Source organism: Breoghania corrubedonensis (assembly GCF_003053845.1).
Classification (GTDB): domain Bacteria; phylum Pseudomonadota; class Alphaproteobacteria; order Rhizobiales; family Stappiaceae; genus Breoghania; species Breoghania corrubedonensis.
In genome coordinates this window covers 152,708-169,184 of the sequence record NZ_QAYG01000001.1, presented here as the reverse complement: position 1 = coordinate 169,184, position 16,477 = coordinate 152,708, and the positions used below count along the sequence as shown (strand labels likewise).

The window sequence follows — 16,477 nt, the reverse complement described above, 5'->3', positions numbered from 1 at the left end:
CTTGCCGCGGGGCTGGCTATCGTTGTGTGGCTCTACTGGCTTGCCCAGGTTATCCGCGAGATCCAGTCGATCTCGTCGATCGGCACGACCCGCTTTGTGCGCTCGTGCCCGATCGGATGGAGTTCGATCGTTCGTGTGGTCCGCCGGTACAGGATCCAGGGGGCGACGTCGCCCGCGCGCGTGCGTACCACCACCCTGTCGCCGCGCCGGATCGGGCTGTTGGGCGAGACGATGATGGTGTCGCCGTCGCGATAGTGCGGCAGCATCGAGTTGCCGGAAACCTCCAGCGCGAAAATCCCGTCCTCGCGGCTGCCGGGAAAAGGCACCTCGTCCCAACGTCCGCTCGCCGGCAGGCCGTCCTCGTCGAAGCCGTTTCCGTTGCCCGGCGTCTGCAGCAGCGGCGTGGCGGCCGCCGTGCCGCCGAGCCTGTCCTTCATCGCTGGAGGCGTCATCAGCATGACGAAATCGCCGATTGCCGTGCCTGTGGCCTCCAGCACCTTGGAGATGGACTCCGTCGAAGGCCAGCGCGGCCTGCCATCGCCGGCAATGCGCTTGGAACGGTTGAATGTCGTGGGGTCAAGCCCGGCGCGTCGGGCAAGCCCGGAGGGGGACATGCCGTTGATCTTCGCGAGCGTATCAATGGCCGCCCAGACCCGATCATGGGAGAGCATCGACCGGCCTCCGGTTGATTTTCGAGGGGGCAGCCTGAAGGAATTTATACCTTCAATCAAGCCTGACCCGGTATATATTCCTTTTAATCCCGCATTTCCGGGGCGGTAGCCGGGTGCGCATGGCGCGTTTCACCGCCGGTCATGATCCCGCACGACTGCGGCACCGTCGTGGCCCGGTTTGCGCAAGGGGCGGCCGTCGTGCGCTGGCGTTTCCCTGCGCTCCCACTTGCCCCGAAACTGCGCTAGGAAGACAGGGCAGGAAGGGATGATTCCCTGCCACCCGCCCGAACGGCCGGCAAAAGGCTTCAGGGCACGCAAGACGGAGAACCGCGTGACCACGATCTACAAGATCAGCCCCCGCAGCGAGTGGGAGGCGGCGGTTGCCTCTGGCACCTTCGCCGGCGCCCCGGTCGATCTGAAGGACGGCTTCATCCATTTCTCGACCGCCGAACAGGTTGCTGAAACCGCCGCGAAGCACTTCGCCGGCGTGGCCGATCTCGTTCTCGTCGCGGTCCCCGCCGAAGCGTTGGGCGAGGCGCTGAAATGGGAGGTTTCGCGCGGCGGCGCGCTGTTCCCGCATCTCCACGCCCCCCTCGATCCGGCTCTCGCCGTCTGGGTGAAGCCGCTTCCGCTCGGGTCGGACGGCGCCCACCTCTTTCCGGAGCTCGAAGCATGATCGGTTCTCTCGTCAACCGGTTCGGCCGCCAGGCGATGCTGCGGCTCGCGCCCGAAACCGCGCATCATCTGACGATCCGTGCGCTTTCCACCGGTCTCGTGCCGGCCTGTCCGCGCAAGGTCGATGCGAAGCTGCGCTGCGCCGTGCTGGGGCTCGATTTTCCCAATCCGCTTGGGCTTGCCGCAGGCTTCGACAAGAACGGCGAGGTGGCCGACGCGCTGCTGGCGCAAGGGTTCGGCTTCGTCGAGGTCGGCACCGTCACGCCGAAGCCCCAGCCTGGCAATCCGAGCCCGCGCATCTTCCGCTCTCCGGCCGATCGCGCGCTCATCAACCGCATGGGCTTCAACAATGACGGTCACGCCGCCATGCGCCGCCGGCTGGAGCGCAGGCGCGCGCGCGGCGGTCTCGTCGCCGTCAATATCGGCGCCAACAAGACGTCCGATGACCGCGTCGCCGACTATGTCGCCGGCATCGAGGCCTTCGCCGATCTCGCGTCGTTCTTCACCATCAACATTTCCTCGCCCAACACACCGGGCCTGCGCGATCTCCAGGCCCGCGACGCGCTGTCGGTGCTGCTGGAACACACGCTCGCAGCCCGCGATGCGGCCACCACGCGCATCGGCCGGCGCGTGCCCGTCGTCGTCAAGATCGCACCCGATGTGGATGCTTCGGGGCTTGAGGACATCTGCGCGGAAATTGTCGAACGCGAGGTCGACGGCCTGATCGTCTCCAACACCACGCTTTCGCGCGAGGGGGTGAGCGATCCGGCCGTGGCGCGCGAGGCGGGCGGGCTTTCGGGGCGGCCGCTTTTCCAAAAATCCACCGCCATGCTGGCCCGCACCCGTCGTCTTGTCGGCCCCGATCTGCCGCTCATCGGCGTCGGCGGCATCGACAGCGGCGAGACCGCCTGGGCCAAGATCGCGGCCGGCGCCGATCTCATCCAGATCTACACCGGCTTCATCTACGAGGGTCCGGAACTGATCGGCCGTATTCTCGATCACCTCGCCGAAAAGCTCGATGAGAAGGGCTTCGGCTCCCTCGCCGAGGCGGTCGGCTGCGAGCTGGATGCCTGGGCGGAGCGGGGAAGCGCATGAGCGGGCCACAAACGCGGCCGAACCGCTCAGGGCACCCGTCGTCGCCCTCACGCCGTCCCGAACGTCTCGCGTGCGCGAATGCGGCTCATGAAGCCGAGCGAGATGCCGCGCACGCCGAGGAAGATCTCCAGCGACAGCCACAGCCCGTGATTGCCGAAGGCCGGAAACAGCACCGCGTAGGCTGCCAGATAGAGCGCCAGCGACAGAAGCATCATGTTGCGCATGTCGCGTGACCACGTCGCGCCGATGAAAACGCCATCCATCTGAAACGCCATGACGCCGAACAAAGGTGTGAGCGCGGCCCACACGAGAAAGACGCGCGCCTCGTCTCGTACCGGTGTGCTGGTGGTCATGAAATCGATCAGCCACGGGCCGCCGAACCAGAAGATGCAAGCTGCGGTGCCGGCGAGGCCGAAGCCCCACAGCATGGTCAGCCGGACGGCCCGGTCATAGGCGGGGCGGTAGCGCGCCCCGAGCGAACGCCCGACGATCTGTTCCGCCGCGCTGGCGAAGCCGTCGAGGAAATAACTCGCGACCATGAAGAGCTTTTCCAGGATGGAATTGGCCGCCAGAGTCACATCGCCCTGTGCCGCGCCGCGCGCGGTGAAGAAGGCGAAGGCGAAGAGTAGCGTGAAGGACCGGATCATGATGTCGCGGTTGACGCCCGCCATCTTGGCAAAGCGCTTGGCGTTGAAGACCCGCTGCAGCGACGGCGGCCGCTTTCCTGCAAAGGAACGCCAGACGATCAGCCCGCCTGTCGCGCTTGTAAAGGCTTCCGCCATCAGGGTCGACAATGCGACGCCGCTGACCCCCCAGCCGAGCCCCATCACGAAATAGACAGACAGCGCGATATTGACGCCGTTGAGAAACGTCTGGAGGAAAAGCCCTGTTCCGGCGCGCCCCTGTCCCAGCAGCCAGCCCAGCACCGCGTAGTTGGCAAGCGCAAAGGGCGCGGAATAGATCCGCCAGGTGAAATAGGTGCGCGTCGCCGCCTGCACCTCGTCGCTGCCGCCCAGAAGCGCGATACCGATTTCGCGGATCGGCCATTGCAGCACGATCATCGCGAGGCCGGCGGCAAACGCGATGATGAGCGCGCGCAACAGCACGGCGCGCACTTCCCTGTGTTCGCCCGATCCCATCGCCTGGGCGGTCATGCCGGTCGTGCCGGAGCGCAGGAAATTGAAAGTGGTGAAGCCGAGATCGAAAATGATGCCGCCGACCGCGATCCCGCCGACAAGCGCGGCCGAGCCCAGCTGCCCGATCACCGCCGTATCCACCACGCCCAGGATCGGCGTCGACAGATAGGCGAGCGTCATCGGGATCGCGAGGGCGAGAACGGACCTGTTGGTCACGTCGAAGGGACGCTGATCACGAGGCATTCGGAGATCTCTCAGGAGAAAACGAGGCTGCGGGAGGCGCACCCTTGCCACCGGATCATACCGTTTCGCAGGGGAGAAACGAGAACAAAGTTCTCCTGTCGCGCGAAAACCGGCCTCGCCAGTTGCCCAACTTGGCAGGGCCCGCAATGGGGTCCCTGCGATCTGGTTCCCGCCGGCGTCACGGCATAGAGTTGGCCTCATGGCGCTCGCGATCGTGCACAACCCGGACTACAACGCCGACCTGCCTGACGGTCACCGTTTTCCCATTGCCAAGTTCCGGCGGGTGGCGGAACTGCTGGTGGAGGAGGGGCTCGCCGCCCCCGGCACCTTCCATATGCCCGTCGCCGCCCCGGCGGACTGGATCGCGCTCGCCCATGCGCGCACCTATGTCGATCAGGTCTTCAACGGCCAGGTGCCGGCCGCCATCGCGCGCGAGATCGGCTTTCCGATGATCGAGACGGTGGCGCGCCGCGCGCGCTGCGCGTCCGCCGGCACGCTGCTGACGGGGCGTCTTGCGCTGGAGGAGGGCATTGCCTGCAACACCGCCGGCGGCAGCCACCATGCCCGCTTCGAGCATGGTGCCGGCTTCTGCGTCTTCAACGATGTCGCAGTGGCGATCCGCGTGTTGCAGGCGGATGGCGCGGTGGAGCGCGCCATGGTCATCGATCTCGACGTCCACCAGGGCGACGGCACCGCCGCGATCTTTGCGGGCGATGATGCTGTCTTCACCCTGTCGGTTCACGCGGAGCGCAATTACCCGGTCCGCAAGCGCGCCTCCGATCTCGATATCCCGCTTGCCGATGAAACCGGCGACGAGGCCTATCTCGCGACGCTGAAAGGTGTGCTCAAGGACCGACTGGAGAATTTCCGGCCCGATCTCGTGTTCTTCAATGCGGGCGTCGATCCGCACCGCGAGGATCGGCTCGGCCGGCTGGCGCTGTCGGATGAGGGCCTGATCGCGCGCGACCGGCTGGTGATCGAGACCGTGCGCGAAGCGGGCGTGCCGCTGGCCGGTGTCATGGGCGGCGGCTACTCGACGGATATCGAGGCGCTCGCCCGCCGCCACACCATGCTCTACCGGGTGGCGAGCGAATTCGTGTGAGCGAACCTCACGGCTCGCCGCGGCCGATCTTCAGGAGCCGGCCGATCGCCCACAGCGGCACCACGATCACGGCGCCCATCAGGAAGTAGCCGCCGAGCCGCCGGATGGCGTCAAAGCCCATGTTCCAGATCCCCCTGACCACGTCCTCGATCCAGTAGACGAGGCCCATCAGGTCGAGATCGATCGCCGACAGGATGATGCCGACCACGAAGGAGATGACGACGAGCCGCAGGATGACATGGCCCGGCGAGCCGCCGAAGAACCGGTGAAGCGTGTCGGGGCGCATGGGCGTGTTTCCGTTCGCGGTTGGTCGGGTCGTCGTGATGCCGCGCCGCCGGCGGGGACCCGAACCGGATCGCCGCGCCCGGCGAAGCCGCGGGCCTGAGCGAGATAATTGGGTTTCCCAAGCGCCTTGCGCAAGGGCGATCTGGCCCGGGCGCGATGGCGGGCGGGCCGGAAAAGCGGGCTGTGCAAAATCAGGCTGTGCAAAAGCGGGGCGGGCAGAAGCGGCGATGTGCGGAACCCGCAAGCTCCCCCGCCGATCCCCCCGTCCGCGCACGCCGCTGGGACCGCAGCGTCATTGGCCTCGCCCCGCGCAGATACCGGTCCGACGTTGCGTTTTGAAAAAGTTAAAATTGTAATCAATCGGTTAACCCATCCCCAACTGGCCGCGGATGGGGCCAATTGAATTGAGTTTTAGGGGCGTCTATAGCGGCTGAAAGCTGCTTCGACGCAGTTGATTCTCAGCAAAAAAGGCCAGGGCGGAAAGTAAGAAGTGAGCTATCCGTTAGAGCGCCTGAGGGCTGGCGCGCACTTTTGCACAAGGACAGGGCAGCACGCAGGTGAAAAACCTGTGGATGACTGGTGGGCGAAGTGTGAACATGCCGGGTCGCCAGACGGGCAGGAAGACAGGCCAGAAGGCGGTTCAGACGACCGGCCCCTGTCTCCCCACGCCAGCCGCGCCGGTCTTGGCGGCTGGATCGGCGAGGCCGAGGCGGATGCGAGCCGTCGCGCCCTGGCCCAGGTCGAAAGACGCCTCGAACTTGTCGATCTTCTCCACCGCCGCGGCACCGGCATGCTCGGTTTCGTCGTCGCCACGATGGCGAGCTGCATCCTTGCCGTCTTCGTCTCGATCTGGCTCGGCTTCGGCGCCGTCGAGGCGGTGCTCGCCTGCTGGCTGACCGCCAACCTGGTCTTCATCCTCGTCGCCGCGCGCTGCGTGCAGAACTTCCCCCTGCGACGGTAGAGCATATCCTTCGAGACGTCTCATCCTTCGGGGCGGGCAGTCCGCACTTCTCAGGAGGACTTGTGTTTGTTGCTGTTTCAGCGAAGGCTTCAACCTACACAACACCATCCTGAGAAACCCGCATCAGCGGGCGTCTCGAAGGGGGGCCACCGGCATGCCGGCCATGCGGTCCACATGCTCGATCATCGCCGTCGGCTCGACCTCCTGACAGGCCGGGCGCTCGTGCGCCGGTTGGGCGGCATCTTCAGGAGGATTGCTCCTGACGGCTTGGGTGTTTGCGTCTGGCGTCGCTGCCCTTAAGATGCCCGTAATTGCCGTAGCGGAACCCATTGGCCGCCAACGCAGGGAAAGGGAAGTCTTGGGAGCAGGAGTGTCCGTGCCCGCCGGCGTTTCACTTCGGCGCCTGCGTCCCCACGAGGATGGGCGCGGCGTGTTCGCCGAAATATTCCGGGGCGAGTGGGACGTCGGCTGCCACCCGGTGCAGTGGAACGTGGTTCACAGCCGCCCAAATGTTCTGCGCGGGGTCCACGTCCACGCGATGCACATCGATTACCTGATGCCGGTATCCGGCATTCTCCTGCTCGGGCTTCATGATCTTCGCGAAAGCTCCGCGACCGCCGGTCAAAGCACGCTGATCGAGATCGAAGGCGCCCGGCCGCAGGCCGTCACCATCCCGCCGGGCGTCTGCCACGGCTTCTATTATCCCGTCGAAACCACGCATATCTATGCGATGTCGGAATACTGGGATCCCGACGAGGAAATCGGCTGCCGATTCGATTGCCCGCAATTGCGGCTCGACTGGCCGGCCCGCGACCCGATCCTGTCGGAGCGCGACGCGGCGGCCGGTACCTATGAGGAGATGCGGACGGCATTCCGCAAGCGGTGGGACGAACTATACCCCGGTGTGCCATGCTGAGCGGGGCGCGGCCGGCAGGCGAGACGCGGGCGAAGACGCTCTTCACCATCCTGCTGCCTATCGTGCGCCCGCCGACGCTGCTTCCCTACGCGATCGAAAGCGTGATCACGCAGACGGAGGCGGATTTCGAGCTCTGCATCGTCTGCGATGGGGCGCCGGCGGAAACGGTCGCCTGCGCCGAGCGCTACGCCGCCGCGGACCCACGCGTCAGGGTTTTCGCCTTCGAAAAGGGCGCCCGTTACGGCGAGGCGCATCGCGCGGCGGTGCTGGAGGGATCGAGCGCCCTCTTCGTCGCTCAGCTGGGCGACGACGATCTCTGGTTCCCGGAATATCTCGCGGAGGCCGCCCGCATGCTCGAGGTGGCGGATTTCGGCAATCTGCTGCAGGTGGAACTGACGACGGACGGCGGCCTTCACGTCCTTGCCGGCGATCTGAGCGACACCGACACACGCGAGCGGATGATCAACTCCAAGTGGAATTTCTTCGGGCCGCCGGTGGCGAGCTATCGGCTGAGCGCCTACCGCGCGCTGCCCGAAGGCTGGACCCCGGCGCCGGTAGACGTCTGGTCGGATCTCCACATGTGGCGCAAGTTCCTCATGGCCGCGGATCTCGTCTTTGCGACCCGCTTTTCGATCCAGTGTCTGAAGGTGGCGGCCAACGTTCGCGGGCATATGAGCCTGGATGAACGGTGTGCTGAGACGCGGCGCATGGCCGGGCGCATCGCCAGCGAGGACGGCCGCGCGGCGCTGCGGGCGGCGGCGATGCGGACGTGGTTCGAGCGGTCGCGCAGGATGCTTGCCGACGAGCAGGCCAAGTACGAGCGGATGAACGCCGCCTATGATGCGCTCAAAGCGACGCGCGACGTCCTGCGCGACCAGCGTGACGATCTGCGGGCCCAGCGTGATTCATGGCGCCGCCGGCTCGACCTCGTGACCGGACGCACCCTGGCACGCGAGGTCGCCTCGCTTTTCCGCAAACCCGGATCCGCTTCCGCGACCGAGGTAGGCGATGGCGGCGTCGTGTCAGGGGAAGCCGGCGACGAGGTGGACGAAAAAGGCGGCGCCTGAGAACCGCCTTTTTGCCATGTGCTCCTTGCGCCCGTCAGGCGGCTTCTTTCTTCTCGTCCGGCCGCTCGGGGGCGAAGCGGGCGTAGAAGGTCTCGCCGTTCTTCGCCATTTCCCTCAAAAGCCTGTTCGGCTTGAAGCGTGGGCCCCATTTCTTCGTGAACTTCTTGCAAAGCTCCACGAAGGCCTCCGCTCCCATGCCGTCGATGTAGGAGAGCGTGCCGCCGGAATAGGGCGCGAAGCCGAAGCCGAGGATGGAGCCGACATCCGCCTCGCGCACGTCGGTGAGCACCTTCTCCTCAAAGCATCGTGCCGTCTCCAGCGCCTGGATGACGAGAAGCCGCTGCTTCAGTTCCTCCACGTCGAAGGCGTCGGCCGATTTCGGCTTGCCGGCGACGTCGGGAATGCCCGGCCACAGCTGCTTCTTGCCGCCTTCGGGGTAATCGTAGAAGCCCTTGGCGTTCTTGCGCCCGAAGCGTTCCCGCTTGATCACCATCTCTTCCAGGATGTTGTCGAGCGGTCCGGCCACGTACTTGTCGCCCATGTCCTTGCGGGTGGCGGCAACGATCTTCCAGGCGAGATCGAGCGCCACTTCGTCGGCCAGCGACAGCGGTCCGACCGGCATCCCGGCCATGCGGCCGACATTCTCGATCATCGCCGCCGGCACCCCGTCGCCCAGCATCATCAGGCCTTCGCGGATGTAGGTCATCACCACGCGCGAGGTGTAGAAGCCGCGGCTGTCGTTGACCACGATCGGCGTCTTCTTGATGGCGCGGATATAGTCGAGCGCCATGGCGAGCGCCTTATCGCCGGTCTTCTTGCCCATGATCACTTCCACCAGCATCATCTTGTCGACGGGTGAGAAGAAGTGAATGCCGATGAAGTTCTTCGGCCGCTTGGAGGCCTCGGCAAGCGAGCTGATCGGCAGCGTGGAGGTGTTGGACGCATAGACCGCGCGCGGCTTGATCACCGCTTCGGTCGCTTCCGTCACGCCCTTCTTGATGTCGCGATCTTCGAACACCGCCTCGATGATCAGGTCGCAGGGCTCAAGGTCCGCGTAATCCGCCGTCGGCGTGATGCGGGCCAGCAGCTTGTCCTTGTCGTCGGCCGTTGCCTTGCCGCGCTTGACCGCCTTCGACATCAGCCCGTCGGAATGGGCCTTGCCCTTTTCGGCCGCCGCGATGTCGCGGTCGAGCAGGATCACGTCGATGCCGGCCCTGGCGGTGACATAGGCGATGCCGGCGCCCATGAAGCCCGCGCCCAGAATGCCGACGGTCTTGATCCTGTTCGGCCGCTGGCCCTCGGGCCGCCGCGCGCCCTTGTTCAGCTCCTGCATGGAGACGAACAGCGAGCGGATCATCGCGGCCGCTTCGCGGGTTTGCAGGACATGGGCGAAGTAGCGGCTTTCCACCGTCAGCGCCTGATCCATCGGCAGCTGCAGGCCCTCGTAAACCGACTGCAGAATGCCGCGCGCGCCGGGGTAGTTGTCGGCCGTCTCGCGCCGGTAGATGGCGTTCGCCGCCGGCCAGAACTGAAACCCTTGCGGGGAATAGATCGGCCCGGACGGCAGCTTGAAGCCCTTCCTGTCCCACGGCTTGACCGGATCGACGCCGCCTTTCAGCCTCTTCTTCGCGGCCTCAATGAGTTTCTTCTTCGGCGCGACCTCGTCAAGGAGCCCCATGCCGAGCGCTTTCTTGGCGTCCAGCGTGCGGCCCTGGAGGAGGAACTGGAGGCCGGCCTGCGCGTCCGCCATGCGCATCACGCGCTGCGTGCCGCCGGCACCGGGAAAGAGCCCGACCTTGACCTCCGGCAGGGCGATCTTGACCTCGTTCGCGTCTGCCGCGATGCGGGCGTGGCAGGTCAGTGCCAGCTCCGTCGCCCCGCCCATGCAGGTGCCGTTGATCGCCGCCACCCACGGCTTGCCGCAGGTCTCGATCGCCCGGTAGAGAAGCGACATGCGCCGCGACTTCTCGAAAAGCTCTCGTGCCGCCGCTTCCGGGTGCTTGGCCCGCGTGGCGTGGAACTGCCGCAGCAGGCCTTCCAGCATGGTCAGGTCCGCACCGCCGGAAAAGCTCCCTTCCTTGCCCGACGTCACGACGACGCCCTTGACCCCGTCATCGGCAACGACCGCCTTCAGGATCGCTTCCAGCTCGTCCATCACCTGCATGTCGAAGACGTTCATCGACTTGCCCGGCATGTCCCAGGTGACCAGCGCGATGCCGTCGGCATCGGTTTCAAACGTGAAGTTCTTGTAAGCCATCAATCTGTCTCCTCCCGGCTTCAGTCGTCGGCCGGTTGCAGGTGGGCGCGCTGTTCGGCAGCGGATTTGGTGAGACCGGCGTCAACATCGCCGGTGTGCCTGGTTTCCGCCGGCTCGAACAGCATCAGCCAGCATTCCTCTTCGGCGATCGGGTTGTGCTCGACGCCACGCGGCACGACATGGATGTCGCCAGCCTTCAGCACCGCGTCGGCGCGATCCCGGTAGCGGATTGTCAGGCTGCCCTTGACGATGAAGAACAGCTCGTCTTCGCCCGCATGATCGTGCCAGACGAACTCTCCCTTCACCTTCGCGAGCTTGACCGACTGACCGTTGGCGTCGGCGATGATGCGCGGCGACCAGTGCTCGGTGATGCGGGCAAATTCCTCCTCGATGCTGACCGTCATGGCTACACCCGCTCGATGATCGTGGCGGTGCCCATGCCGGCGCCGATGCACAGGGTCACGAGCGCCACGTTGAGGTCGCGCCGCTCCAGTTCATCCAGCACCGTGCCGAGGATCATCGCGCCGGTGGCTCCCAGCGGATGGCCCATGGCGATCGCGCCGCCATTGACGTTGACGATATCCTCATCGAGGTCGAACGCCTGACGGTAGCGCAGCACGACGGATGCAAACGCCTCGTTGATCTCGAACAGATCGATGTCCTTGACCGACATCTTCGCGCGCTTCAGCAGCTTCTCGGTCACGTCCACCGGCCCGGTCAGCATCAGCGCCGGATCGGAGCCGATATTGGCGAACGCACGGATGCGCGCGCGCGGCTTCAGGCCGGCCGCCTTGCCCCCCTTGCGGTTGCCGATCAGCACCGCCGATGCACCGTCCACGATGCCCGACGAATTGCCCGCGTGGTGGATATGGGTGACGGTTTCCACCTCGGGATGCGCCTGCACGGCGACCGCGTCGAACCCGCCCATCGAGCCCATCAGCTCGAACGAGGCGTTGAGCGAGGCCAGCGACTGCATGTCGGTGTCGGGCCGCATGTGTTCGTCATGGTCGAGCAACGTGATGCCGTTGATGTCCTTCACCGGCACGACGGAGTGCTTGAAGTAGCCCTTCTTCCAGGCATGCGCGGCGCGCTTCTGGCTTTCCACCGCGTAGGCATCGACGTCGTCGCGCGAAAATCCGTACTTGGAGGCGATGAGATCGGCGGAGACGCCCTGCGGCATGAAGTAGGAGGGCAGGGCCACCTGCGGGTCCACCGCCCAGGCGCCGCCCGAGGCACCCAGCCCGATGCGGCTCATGCTCTCCACGCCGCCGGAAATGACCAGATCGTGGTTGCCGGACATGACCTGGCTCGCGCCCATGTTCACCGCGTCGAGGCCGGAGGCGCAGAAGCGGTTGATCTGCATGCCGGGCACGGAGTTCCTGTATCCGGCCGTGAACACGGCGGCGCGCGCGATGTCGCCGCCGGCCTCGCCGATCGGATCGACGCAGCCGAGGATCACGTCGTCGATGAGGCTCGTGTCGAGGTCGTTGCGGTCCTCGATCGCTTCAAGCGTGGAGGCCGCCAGCCGCACGGCGGGCACCTCATGCAGCGCGCCGTCCTTCTTGCCGCGTCCGCGCGGGGTGCGGACATGATCGTAGATGTAAGCTTCGGGCATGGATCTCTCCCGTTTTTAAGATCTTGCGCGAGCCTCAAAGGCTGCGTGCGATCAGGACCTTCATGATTTCGTTGGTGCCCGCGTAGATGCGCTGGATGCGCGCGTCCTGGTACATGCGGGCGATCGGGTATTCGTTCATGTAGCCGTAGCCGCCGTGCAGCTGCAGGCACTCGTCGACGACCTTGCCCTGAAGATCGGTCGTCCAGTACTTGGCCATCGAGGCCGTCGTCGGATCCAGTTCGCCCTTGATATGGCGCGAGATGCAGTGATCGACGAAGACCCGGCCGATGGTCGCCTCGCTCTTCAATTCGGCGAGCTTGAACTGGGTGTTCTGGAAATCGAGGATGCGCTTGCCGAAGGCCTTGCGCTCCTTGACGTAGTCGATGGTCACGGAGAGCGCCCGCTCGATCATCGCCATCGCCTGAATGGCGACGAGCAGCCTCTCCTGCGGCAGCTGCTCCATCAGCTGATAGAAGCCGCGGCCCTCCTCGGGGCCGAGCAGCGCGTCCGCCGGCACCCGCACGTCGTCGAAGAACAGCTCGGAGGTGTCGTTGCCCTTGAGCCCGATCTTGTCGAGGTTGCGCCCGCGCCTGAAGCCGCTGACCTCATCCGTCTCCACCACGAAAAGCGAGGTGCCCTTGGCGCCCATCGAAGGGTCGGTCTTGGCCACCACGATGATCAGGTTGGCGAGCTGGCCGTTGGTGATGAAGGTCTTCTGACCGTTCAGCACGTAGTGGTTGCCGTCCTTCACCGCCGTGGTGCGCACACCCTGGAGGTCGGAACCGGCGGCCGGCTCCGTCATGGCGATGGCGCCAATATAGTCGCCGGAGACGAGCTTGGGCAGCCAGCGCTGCTTCTGGTCTTCGGAACCGTAGTGGGCGATATAGGGGGCGACGATGGTGGAGTGCAGCGGCACGCCGAAATGGTCGAGCCCGGTTTCGCCCAGAACCTGCGCGATCACCGCGTCATGGGCGAACGTTCCGCCGGCACCGCCATAGGCCTCGTCGATCTCGGCGCACAGAAGGCCTGCATTGCCCGTCTTCTTCCAGGCCTCGCGGGTCACGCTGCCGTTGGCGACGAAATCCTCGTAGTCGGGCGCGATTTCCTGTTCGAGAAACCGCCGTGTGGCGGCGTCGAGCAGGATCAGGTCTTCATCCATCCAGTCCGGACGTGGAACCTCGATAGCACTCATTCGGCATTTTCCTCCCGATCAGCATGTCAAACGACCCGGCGAAATCGGCCTCCTCGCCGGTTCCATGATGCGCGTCGCGCGTTTGCACCTCACTTCCTTTCAGGCCGTGGCCGCCTCCCGTGCCCCCACCGCTTGCGCCCCTCTCCCCCCTTGCGGGGGAGATGTCGGCTTTGGCCGACAGAGGGGGGCAGGGCCGCTTGCTCCGAACCTGCCGCCTCACCCCCCTCTGTCACGCGAAGGGCGTGACATCTCCCCCACACGGGGGGGAGAGTGTGGTCCTTTCACAGGCAGCCGCGGCACTCCGCCTAAGATCAATTCCCCGGCCTTGGCCGTCTCCCGTGCCCCCGCACCTTGCTCCCCTCTCCCCCTTGCGGGGGAGATGTCGGCCAAAGGCCGACAGAGGGGGGTAACGCCGCTTGCTCCGAACCTGCCGCCTCACCCCCCCTCTGTCACGCGAAGAGCGTGACATCTCCCCCACAAGGGGGGGAGAGGGGAGCAAGCGGTTCTTTCATGGGCATGCCAGCCCCCTCAGAACGCCTCCGCCGGCAGCTCCATCACCGTGTCCGCGCCTGCCTGAATGCGGGCGAGACGGGTCGTGGTTTCCGGCATCATTCGTTCCATGTAGAAGCGCGCGAGCACCAGCTTGGTCTTGTAGAAATCCTCCTTGCCACCGGCGCCTTCAGCAAGCTTTCCTTCCGCCACGCGGGCGATCTTCGCCCACATGTAGCCCATGGCGACGAGGCCGAAGAGGTGCATGTAGTCGGTCGAGCCGGCGCCGGCGTTGTCGGGCTTGGCCATGGCGTTCTGCATGAACCACATGGTGGCCTTCTGCAGGTCCTCAAGGCCGGATTTCAAAGACGTGACGAGCGGCGCCAGCTTTTCGTCCCCGCCGGCCTCCTGCAGAAAGGTGCCGACCTCGTTGAAGAAGCCCATCACCGCGCGCCCGCCATTGGCCGGCAGCTTGCGGCCGACGAGGTCCAGCGCCTGAATGCCGTTGGCGCCCTCGTAGATCATCGAGATGCGGGCATCGCGCACGAACTGCTCCATGCCCCATTCCGCGATGTAGCCGTGCCCGCCGAACATCTGCTGGGCGACGACCGCGTTGTCGAAGCCCTTGTCGGTGAGCACGCCCTTCAGCACCGGCGTCATCAGCCCCATCATGTCGTCGCCGGCCTGACGGGCCTTCTCGTCGTCGGAGCGGTGCGAGACGTCGCCGTTGAGCGAGGTCCACAGAACCAGCGCGCGCGCCGCCTCGTTGAAGGCGCGGATGGAGAGAAGCGCCCGGCGCACGTCCGGGTGCACGATGATCGGATCGGCCGCCTTGTCGGGCGCCTTGGGCCCCGACAGCGCGCGGCCCTGCAACCGGTCCTTCGCGTAAACGACGGCGTTCTGGTAGGCGACCTCCGACTGCGACAGCCCCTGAACGGCGACGCCGAGCCGCGCTTCGTTCATCATCGTGAACATGGCGCGCAGCCCCTTGTTCTCCTCGCCGACGAGCCAGCCCGTCGCCCCGTCATAGTTCATGACGCAGGTCGAGTTGCCGTGGATGCCCATCTTCTCTTCCAGAGAGCCGCACATCACGCCGTTGCGGCTCCCGAGCGATCCGTCCTCGCCGATCATGAACTTCGGCACGACGAACAGCGAGATGCCCTTGGTGCCTTCCGGCGCGCCCTCAATGCGGGCGAGAACCAGGTGGATGATGTTTTCCGACAGGTCGTGCTCGCCGGCGGAAATGAAGATCTTGGTGCCGGAAATGGCGTAGGAACCGTCGCCGTTCGGCACGGCCTTGGTGCGGATGAGACCCAGATCCGTGCCGCAATGGGGCTCGGTCAGGTTCATCGTGCCGCACCACGCGCCCGACATCATGTTCGGCAGGTATTGCTGCTTCTGTTCATCCGAGCCATGCACCTGAAGGGCTGCGATCGCGCCCTGCGTCAGGCCCGGATACATGGAAAACGCCATGTTGGCGGAACACAGGAACTCGTTCATCGCCACGGTGAGCGTGTGCGGCAGGCCCTGTCCGCCATAGTCGGCATCGGCCGAAAGCCCGATCCAGCCGCCCTCGGCGAACTGGGAAAACGCCTCGCGGAAGCCCTTGGGCGTGGTCACCGAGCCGTCGTCGGCGCGGGTGCAGCCCTCGCGGTCGCCCGACTGGTTGAGCGGCTGGACGACTTCCTCGCAAAGCCTGGCGCCCTCGTTGAGGATCGCCTCGACGAGATCGGGCGTGGCGTCGGCAAAGCCGGGCAGGTTGGAATAGCGGTCCATGCCGAACACGTCGTTCAGCAGGAAAAGGGTATCTTCGACCGGAGCGCGATAGCTTGGCAAAACTCGTTCCTCCCGAGGCTGGCCCGCCGCACGCAGTCTTGCCGGCGAGCCGTCACAGTTGCCTGCACGTAACATTACGTTTGCGTAAACGTCAACTCCCTCAAACGCGGTCCGTGCGTCCTTTCTTCATCCCCCGGTGCGCGCCCCCGCGCCTCCGGCGGCTCCTCCCAATGCGGGCTACCTTTCGGCCGATTCCTTCTGCTTCAGCATGCCGGACACGACCTCCACCGTGCGCGAAAGCTCGTCGATCGCCTGCTCGATGTGGCTCTTCTGCTGCTTCAGCACGTCGATCTGCTCGTTGAACTTGTCCAGCGCCACGCGCAGTTGCACCACCTGTCCGTCGCGCAGGTCGTAGAGATCGAGCATGTCGCAGATCTCGTTGAGCGAAAAGCCGACCTGCTTGCCCATCAGCACCAGCTTCAGCCGCGCCCGGTCGCGCCGGTTGTAGAGCCGGTTCTGCCCGTCGCGCTTGGGGTTGATGAGCCCCTTGTCCTCGTAGAAGCGCAGCGTGCGCAAGGTGACGCCGAACTCCTTGGCGAGCTCGCCGATGGTGAATACCGTTTTCTTGTTGCCCGGTTCGTCGGTGGCGGTCATCGCGGAAACGATGTCGCCTTCCATCGAAAGTGCTTCGCTCATGGCAGTATCTCTTGTTGCAGCGGCCCCGGCTGGAACGGCGGTGCATGCGTGTTGCGGGGCCGTCCCGGCACCCGTCGGCCGCTTCGCATTCGGTTTGGCGTCCGTGATAGCTTACGTTTGCGTAAACGTCCAGTGACAGCCGCAGGTCCTCCGCAAAATTAACATGCCTTCCCGTGCGTTCGCTGCCGTGAGGCGGGTTCCGGCAAACACGCCGACATTGCGTATTTTCACGGTCGAAGAGCACCCATGGTTAACCGAATTTGACCGTGGTGTTGCGCACATTCGCGCGCATTAACCGGGC

General features: G+C 65.4%; 15 protein-coding genes. 6 read left to right on the top strand and 9 right to left on the bottom strand.

Translation table 11 applies throughout. The features are described 5' to 3' along the window. Nucleotides 1-32 precede the first annotated feature (32 nt). Entirely contained in the window at nt 33-671 is a 639-nt protein-coding gene (locus C8N35_RS00790; RefSeq protein ID WP_107987738.1) for a S24 family peptidase, read from the bottom strand. A gap of 331 nt (nt 672-1,002) precedes the next feature. Here C8N35_RS00790 and C8N35_RS00785 point away from each other — a divergent pair, with 331 nt between their 5' ends. Then, nucleotides 1,003-1,347: a DUF952 domain-containing protein gene (locus tag C8N35_RS00785; RefSeq protein ID WP_428977081.1), complete on the top strand. Its 345-nt coding sequence runs from the start codon at nt 1,003-1,005 to the stop codon at nt 1,345-1,347. Further along, entirely contained in the window at nt 1,344-2,441 is a 1,098-nt protein-coding gene (locus tag C8N35_RS00780) for a quinone-dependent dihydroorotate dehydrogenase (RefSeq protein WP_107987736.1), read from the top strand. The genes C8N35_RS00785 and C8N35_RS00780 overlap by 4 nt, the downstream gene beginning before the upstream one ends. Before the next feature lie 47 nt (nt 2,442-2,488). On the opposite strand, the gene C8N35_RS00775 is transcribed toward C8N35_RS00780, so the two are convergent. Continuing rightward, nucleotides 2,489-3,820: an MATE family efflux transporter gene (locus tag C8N35_RS00775; protein ID WP_107987735.1), complete on the bottom strand. Its 1,332-nt coding sequence runs from the start codon at nt 3,818-3,820 to the stop codon at nt 2,489-2,491. 199 nt (nt 3,821-4,019) lie between these two features. On the opposite strand from C8N35_RS00775, the gene C8N35_RS00770 reads away from it, so the two are divergent. Then, nucleotides 4,020-4,922, top strand: coding sequence for a histone deacetylase family protein (locus C8N35_RS00770; RefSeq protein ID WP_107987734.1), 903 nt, complete (start codon nt 4,020-4,022; stop codon nt 4,920-4,922). 7 nt (nt 4,923-4,929) lie between these two features. Here C8N35_RS00770 and C8N35_RS00765 read toward each other — a convergent pair whose 3' ends face one another. Next, a complete protein-coding gene (locus C8N35_RS00765; RefSeq protein ID WP_107987733.1) occupies nt 4,930-5,208 on the bottom strand; it encodes a DUF6460 domain-containing protein in 279 nt (92 codons plus the stop codon). Nucleotides 5,209-5,775: 567 nt separating this feature from the next. Here C8N35_RS00765 and C8N35_RS00760 point away from each other — a divergent pair. The 3 genes from C8N35_RS00760 (at nt 5,776) to C8N35_RS00750 (ending at nt 8,151) form a co-directional block, all read left to right on the top strand. Then, entirely contained in the window at nt 5,776-6,168 is a 393-nt protein-coding gene (locus C8N35_RS00760; protein WP_107987732.1) for a hypothetical protein, read from the top strand. A 301-nt stretch (nt 6,169-6,469) separates the two neighbouring features. Further along, complete coding sequence (locus C8N35_RS00755) at nt 6,470-7,084, top strand: dTDP-4-dehydrorhamnose 3,5-epimerase family protein (protein WP_107987731.1); 615 nt, start codon at nt 6,470-6,472, stop codon at nt 7,082-7,084. After that, entirely contained in the window at nt 7,078-8,151 is a 1,074-nt protein-coding gene (locus C8N35_RS00750; RefSeq protein ID WP_107987730.1) for a glycosyltransferase family 2 protein, read from the top strand. Before C8N35_RS00755 ends, C8N35_RS00750 begins: the two co-directional genes overlap by 7 nt. 34 nt (nt 8,152-8,185) lie before the next feature. Here the strand turns inward: C8N35_RS00750 and C8N35_RS00745 are convergent, their stop codons facing one another. The 6 genes from C8N35_RS00745 to C8N35_RS00720 form a co-directional block, all read right to left on the bottom strand. Beyond that, nucleotides 8,186-10,408: a 3-hydroxyacyl-CoA dehydrogenase NAD-binding domain-containing protein gene (locus tag C8N35_RS00745; protein WP_107987729.1), complete on the bottom strand. Its 2,223-nt coding sequence runs from the start codon at nt 10,406-10,408 to the stop codon at nt 8,186-8,188. A gap of 20 nt (nt 10,409-10,428) precedes the next feature. Next, nucleotides 10,429-10,812, bottom strand: a complete 384-nt coding sequence (locus tag C8N35_RS00740; protein ID WP_107987728.1) for a cupin domain-containing protein — start codon at nt 10,810-10,812, stop codon at nt 10,429-10,431. 2 nt (nt 10,813-10,814) lie between these two features. Beyond that, nucleotides 10,815-12,023, bottom strand: a complete 1,209-nt coding sequence (locus tag C8N35_RS00735) for an acetyl-CoA C-acetyltransferase (protein ID WP_107987727.1) — start codon at nt 12,021-12,023, stop codon at nt 10,815-10,817. Nucleotides 12,024-12,057: 34 nt separating this feature from the next. Continuing rightward, on the bottom strand, nt 12,058-13,182 hold the full coding sequence (locus C8N35_RS00730; protein ID WP_428977094.1) for an acyl-CoA dehydrogenase family protein: 1,125 nt from the start codon (nt 13,180-13,182) through the stop codon (nt 12,058-12,060). Nucleotides 13,183-13,743: 561 nt separating this feature from the next. Then, a complete protein-coding gene (locus tag C8N35_RS00725) occupies nt 13,744-15,540 on the bottom strand; it encodes an acyl-CoA dehydrogenase C-terminal domain-containing protein (RefSeq protein ID WP_107987725.1) in 1,797 nt (598 codons plus the stop codon). A gap of 177 nt (nt 15,541-15,717) precedes the next feature. Further along, the gene (locus tag C8N35_RS00720) at nt 15,718-16,176 is read right to left on the bottom strand and encodes a MerR family transcriptional regulator (RefSeq protein ID WP_107987724.1); all 459 of its coding nucleotides are present in this window, start codon (nt 16,174-16,176) and stop codon (nt 15,718-15,720) included. Between the last annotated feature and the right edge of the window lie 301 nt (nt 16,177-16,477).

Coding starts and splice junctions, on each gene's coding strand:
- C8N35_RS00790 (WP_107987738.1), bottom strand. CDS start 671: ATGCTCTCCCATGATCGGGTCTGGGCGGCCATTGATACGCTCGCGAAG.
- C8N35_RS00780 (WP_107987736.1), top strand. CDS start 1,344: ATGATCGGTTCTCTCGTCAACCGGTTCGGCCGCCAGGCGATGCTGCGG.
- C8N35_RS00775 (WP_107987735.1), bottom strand. CDS start 3,820: ATGCCTCGTGATCAGCGTCCCTTCGACGTGACCAACAGGTCCGTTCTC.
- C8N35_RS00770 (WP_107987734.1), top strand. CDS start 4,020: ATGGCGCTCGCGATCGTGCACAACCCGGACTACAACGCCGACCTGCCT.
- C8N35_RS00765 (WP_107987733.1), bottom strand. CDS start 5,208: ATGCGCCCCGACACGCTTCACCGGTTCTTCGGCGGCTCGCCGGGCCAT.
- C8N35_RS00755 (WP_107987731.1), top strand. CDS start 6,470: ATGCCCGTAATTGCCGTAGCGGAACCCATTGGCCGCCAACGCAGGGAA.
- C8N35_RS00750 (WP_107987730.1), top strand. CDS start 7,078: ATGCTGAGCGGGGCGCGGCCGGCAGGCGAGACGCGGGCGAAGACGCTC.
- C8N35_RS00745 (WP_107987729.1), bottom strand. CDS start 10,408: ATGGCTTACAAGAACTTCACGTTTGAAACCGATGCCGACGGCATCGCG.
- C8N35_RS00740 (WP_107987728.1), bottom strand. CDS start 10,812: ATGACGGTCAGCATCGAGGAGGAATTTGCCCGCATCACCGAGCACTGG.
- C8N35_RS00735 (WP_107987727.1), bottom strand. CDS start 12,023: ATGCCCGAAGCTTACATCTACGATCATGTCCGCACCCCGCGCGGACGC.
- C8N35_RS00730 (WP_428977094.1), bottom strand. CDS start 13,182: ATGGATGAAGACCTGATCCTGCTCGACGCCGCCACACGGCGGTTTCTC.
- C8N35_RS00720 (WP_107987724.1), bottom strand. CDS start 16,176: ATGAGCGAAGCACTTTCGATGGAAGGCGACATCGTTTCCGCGATGACC.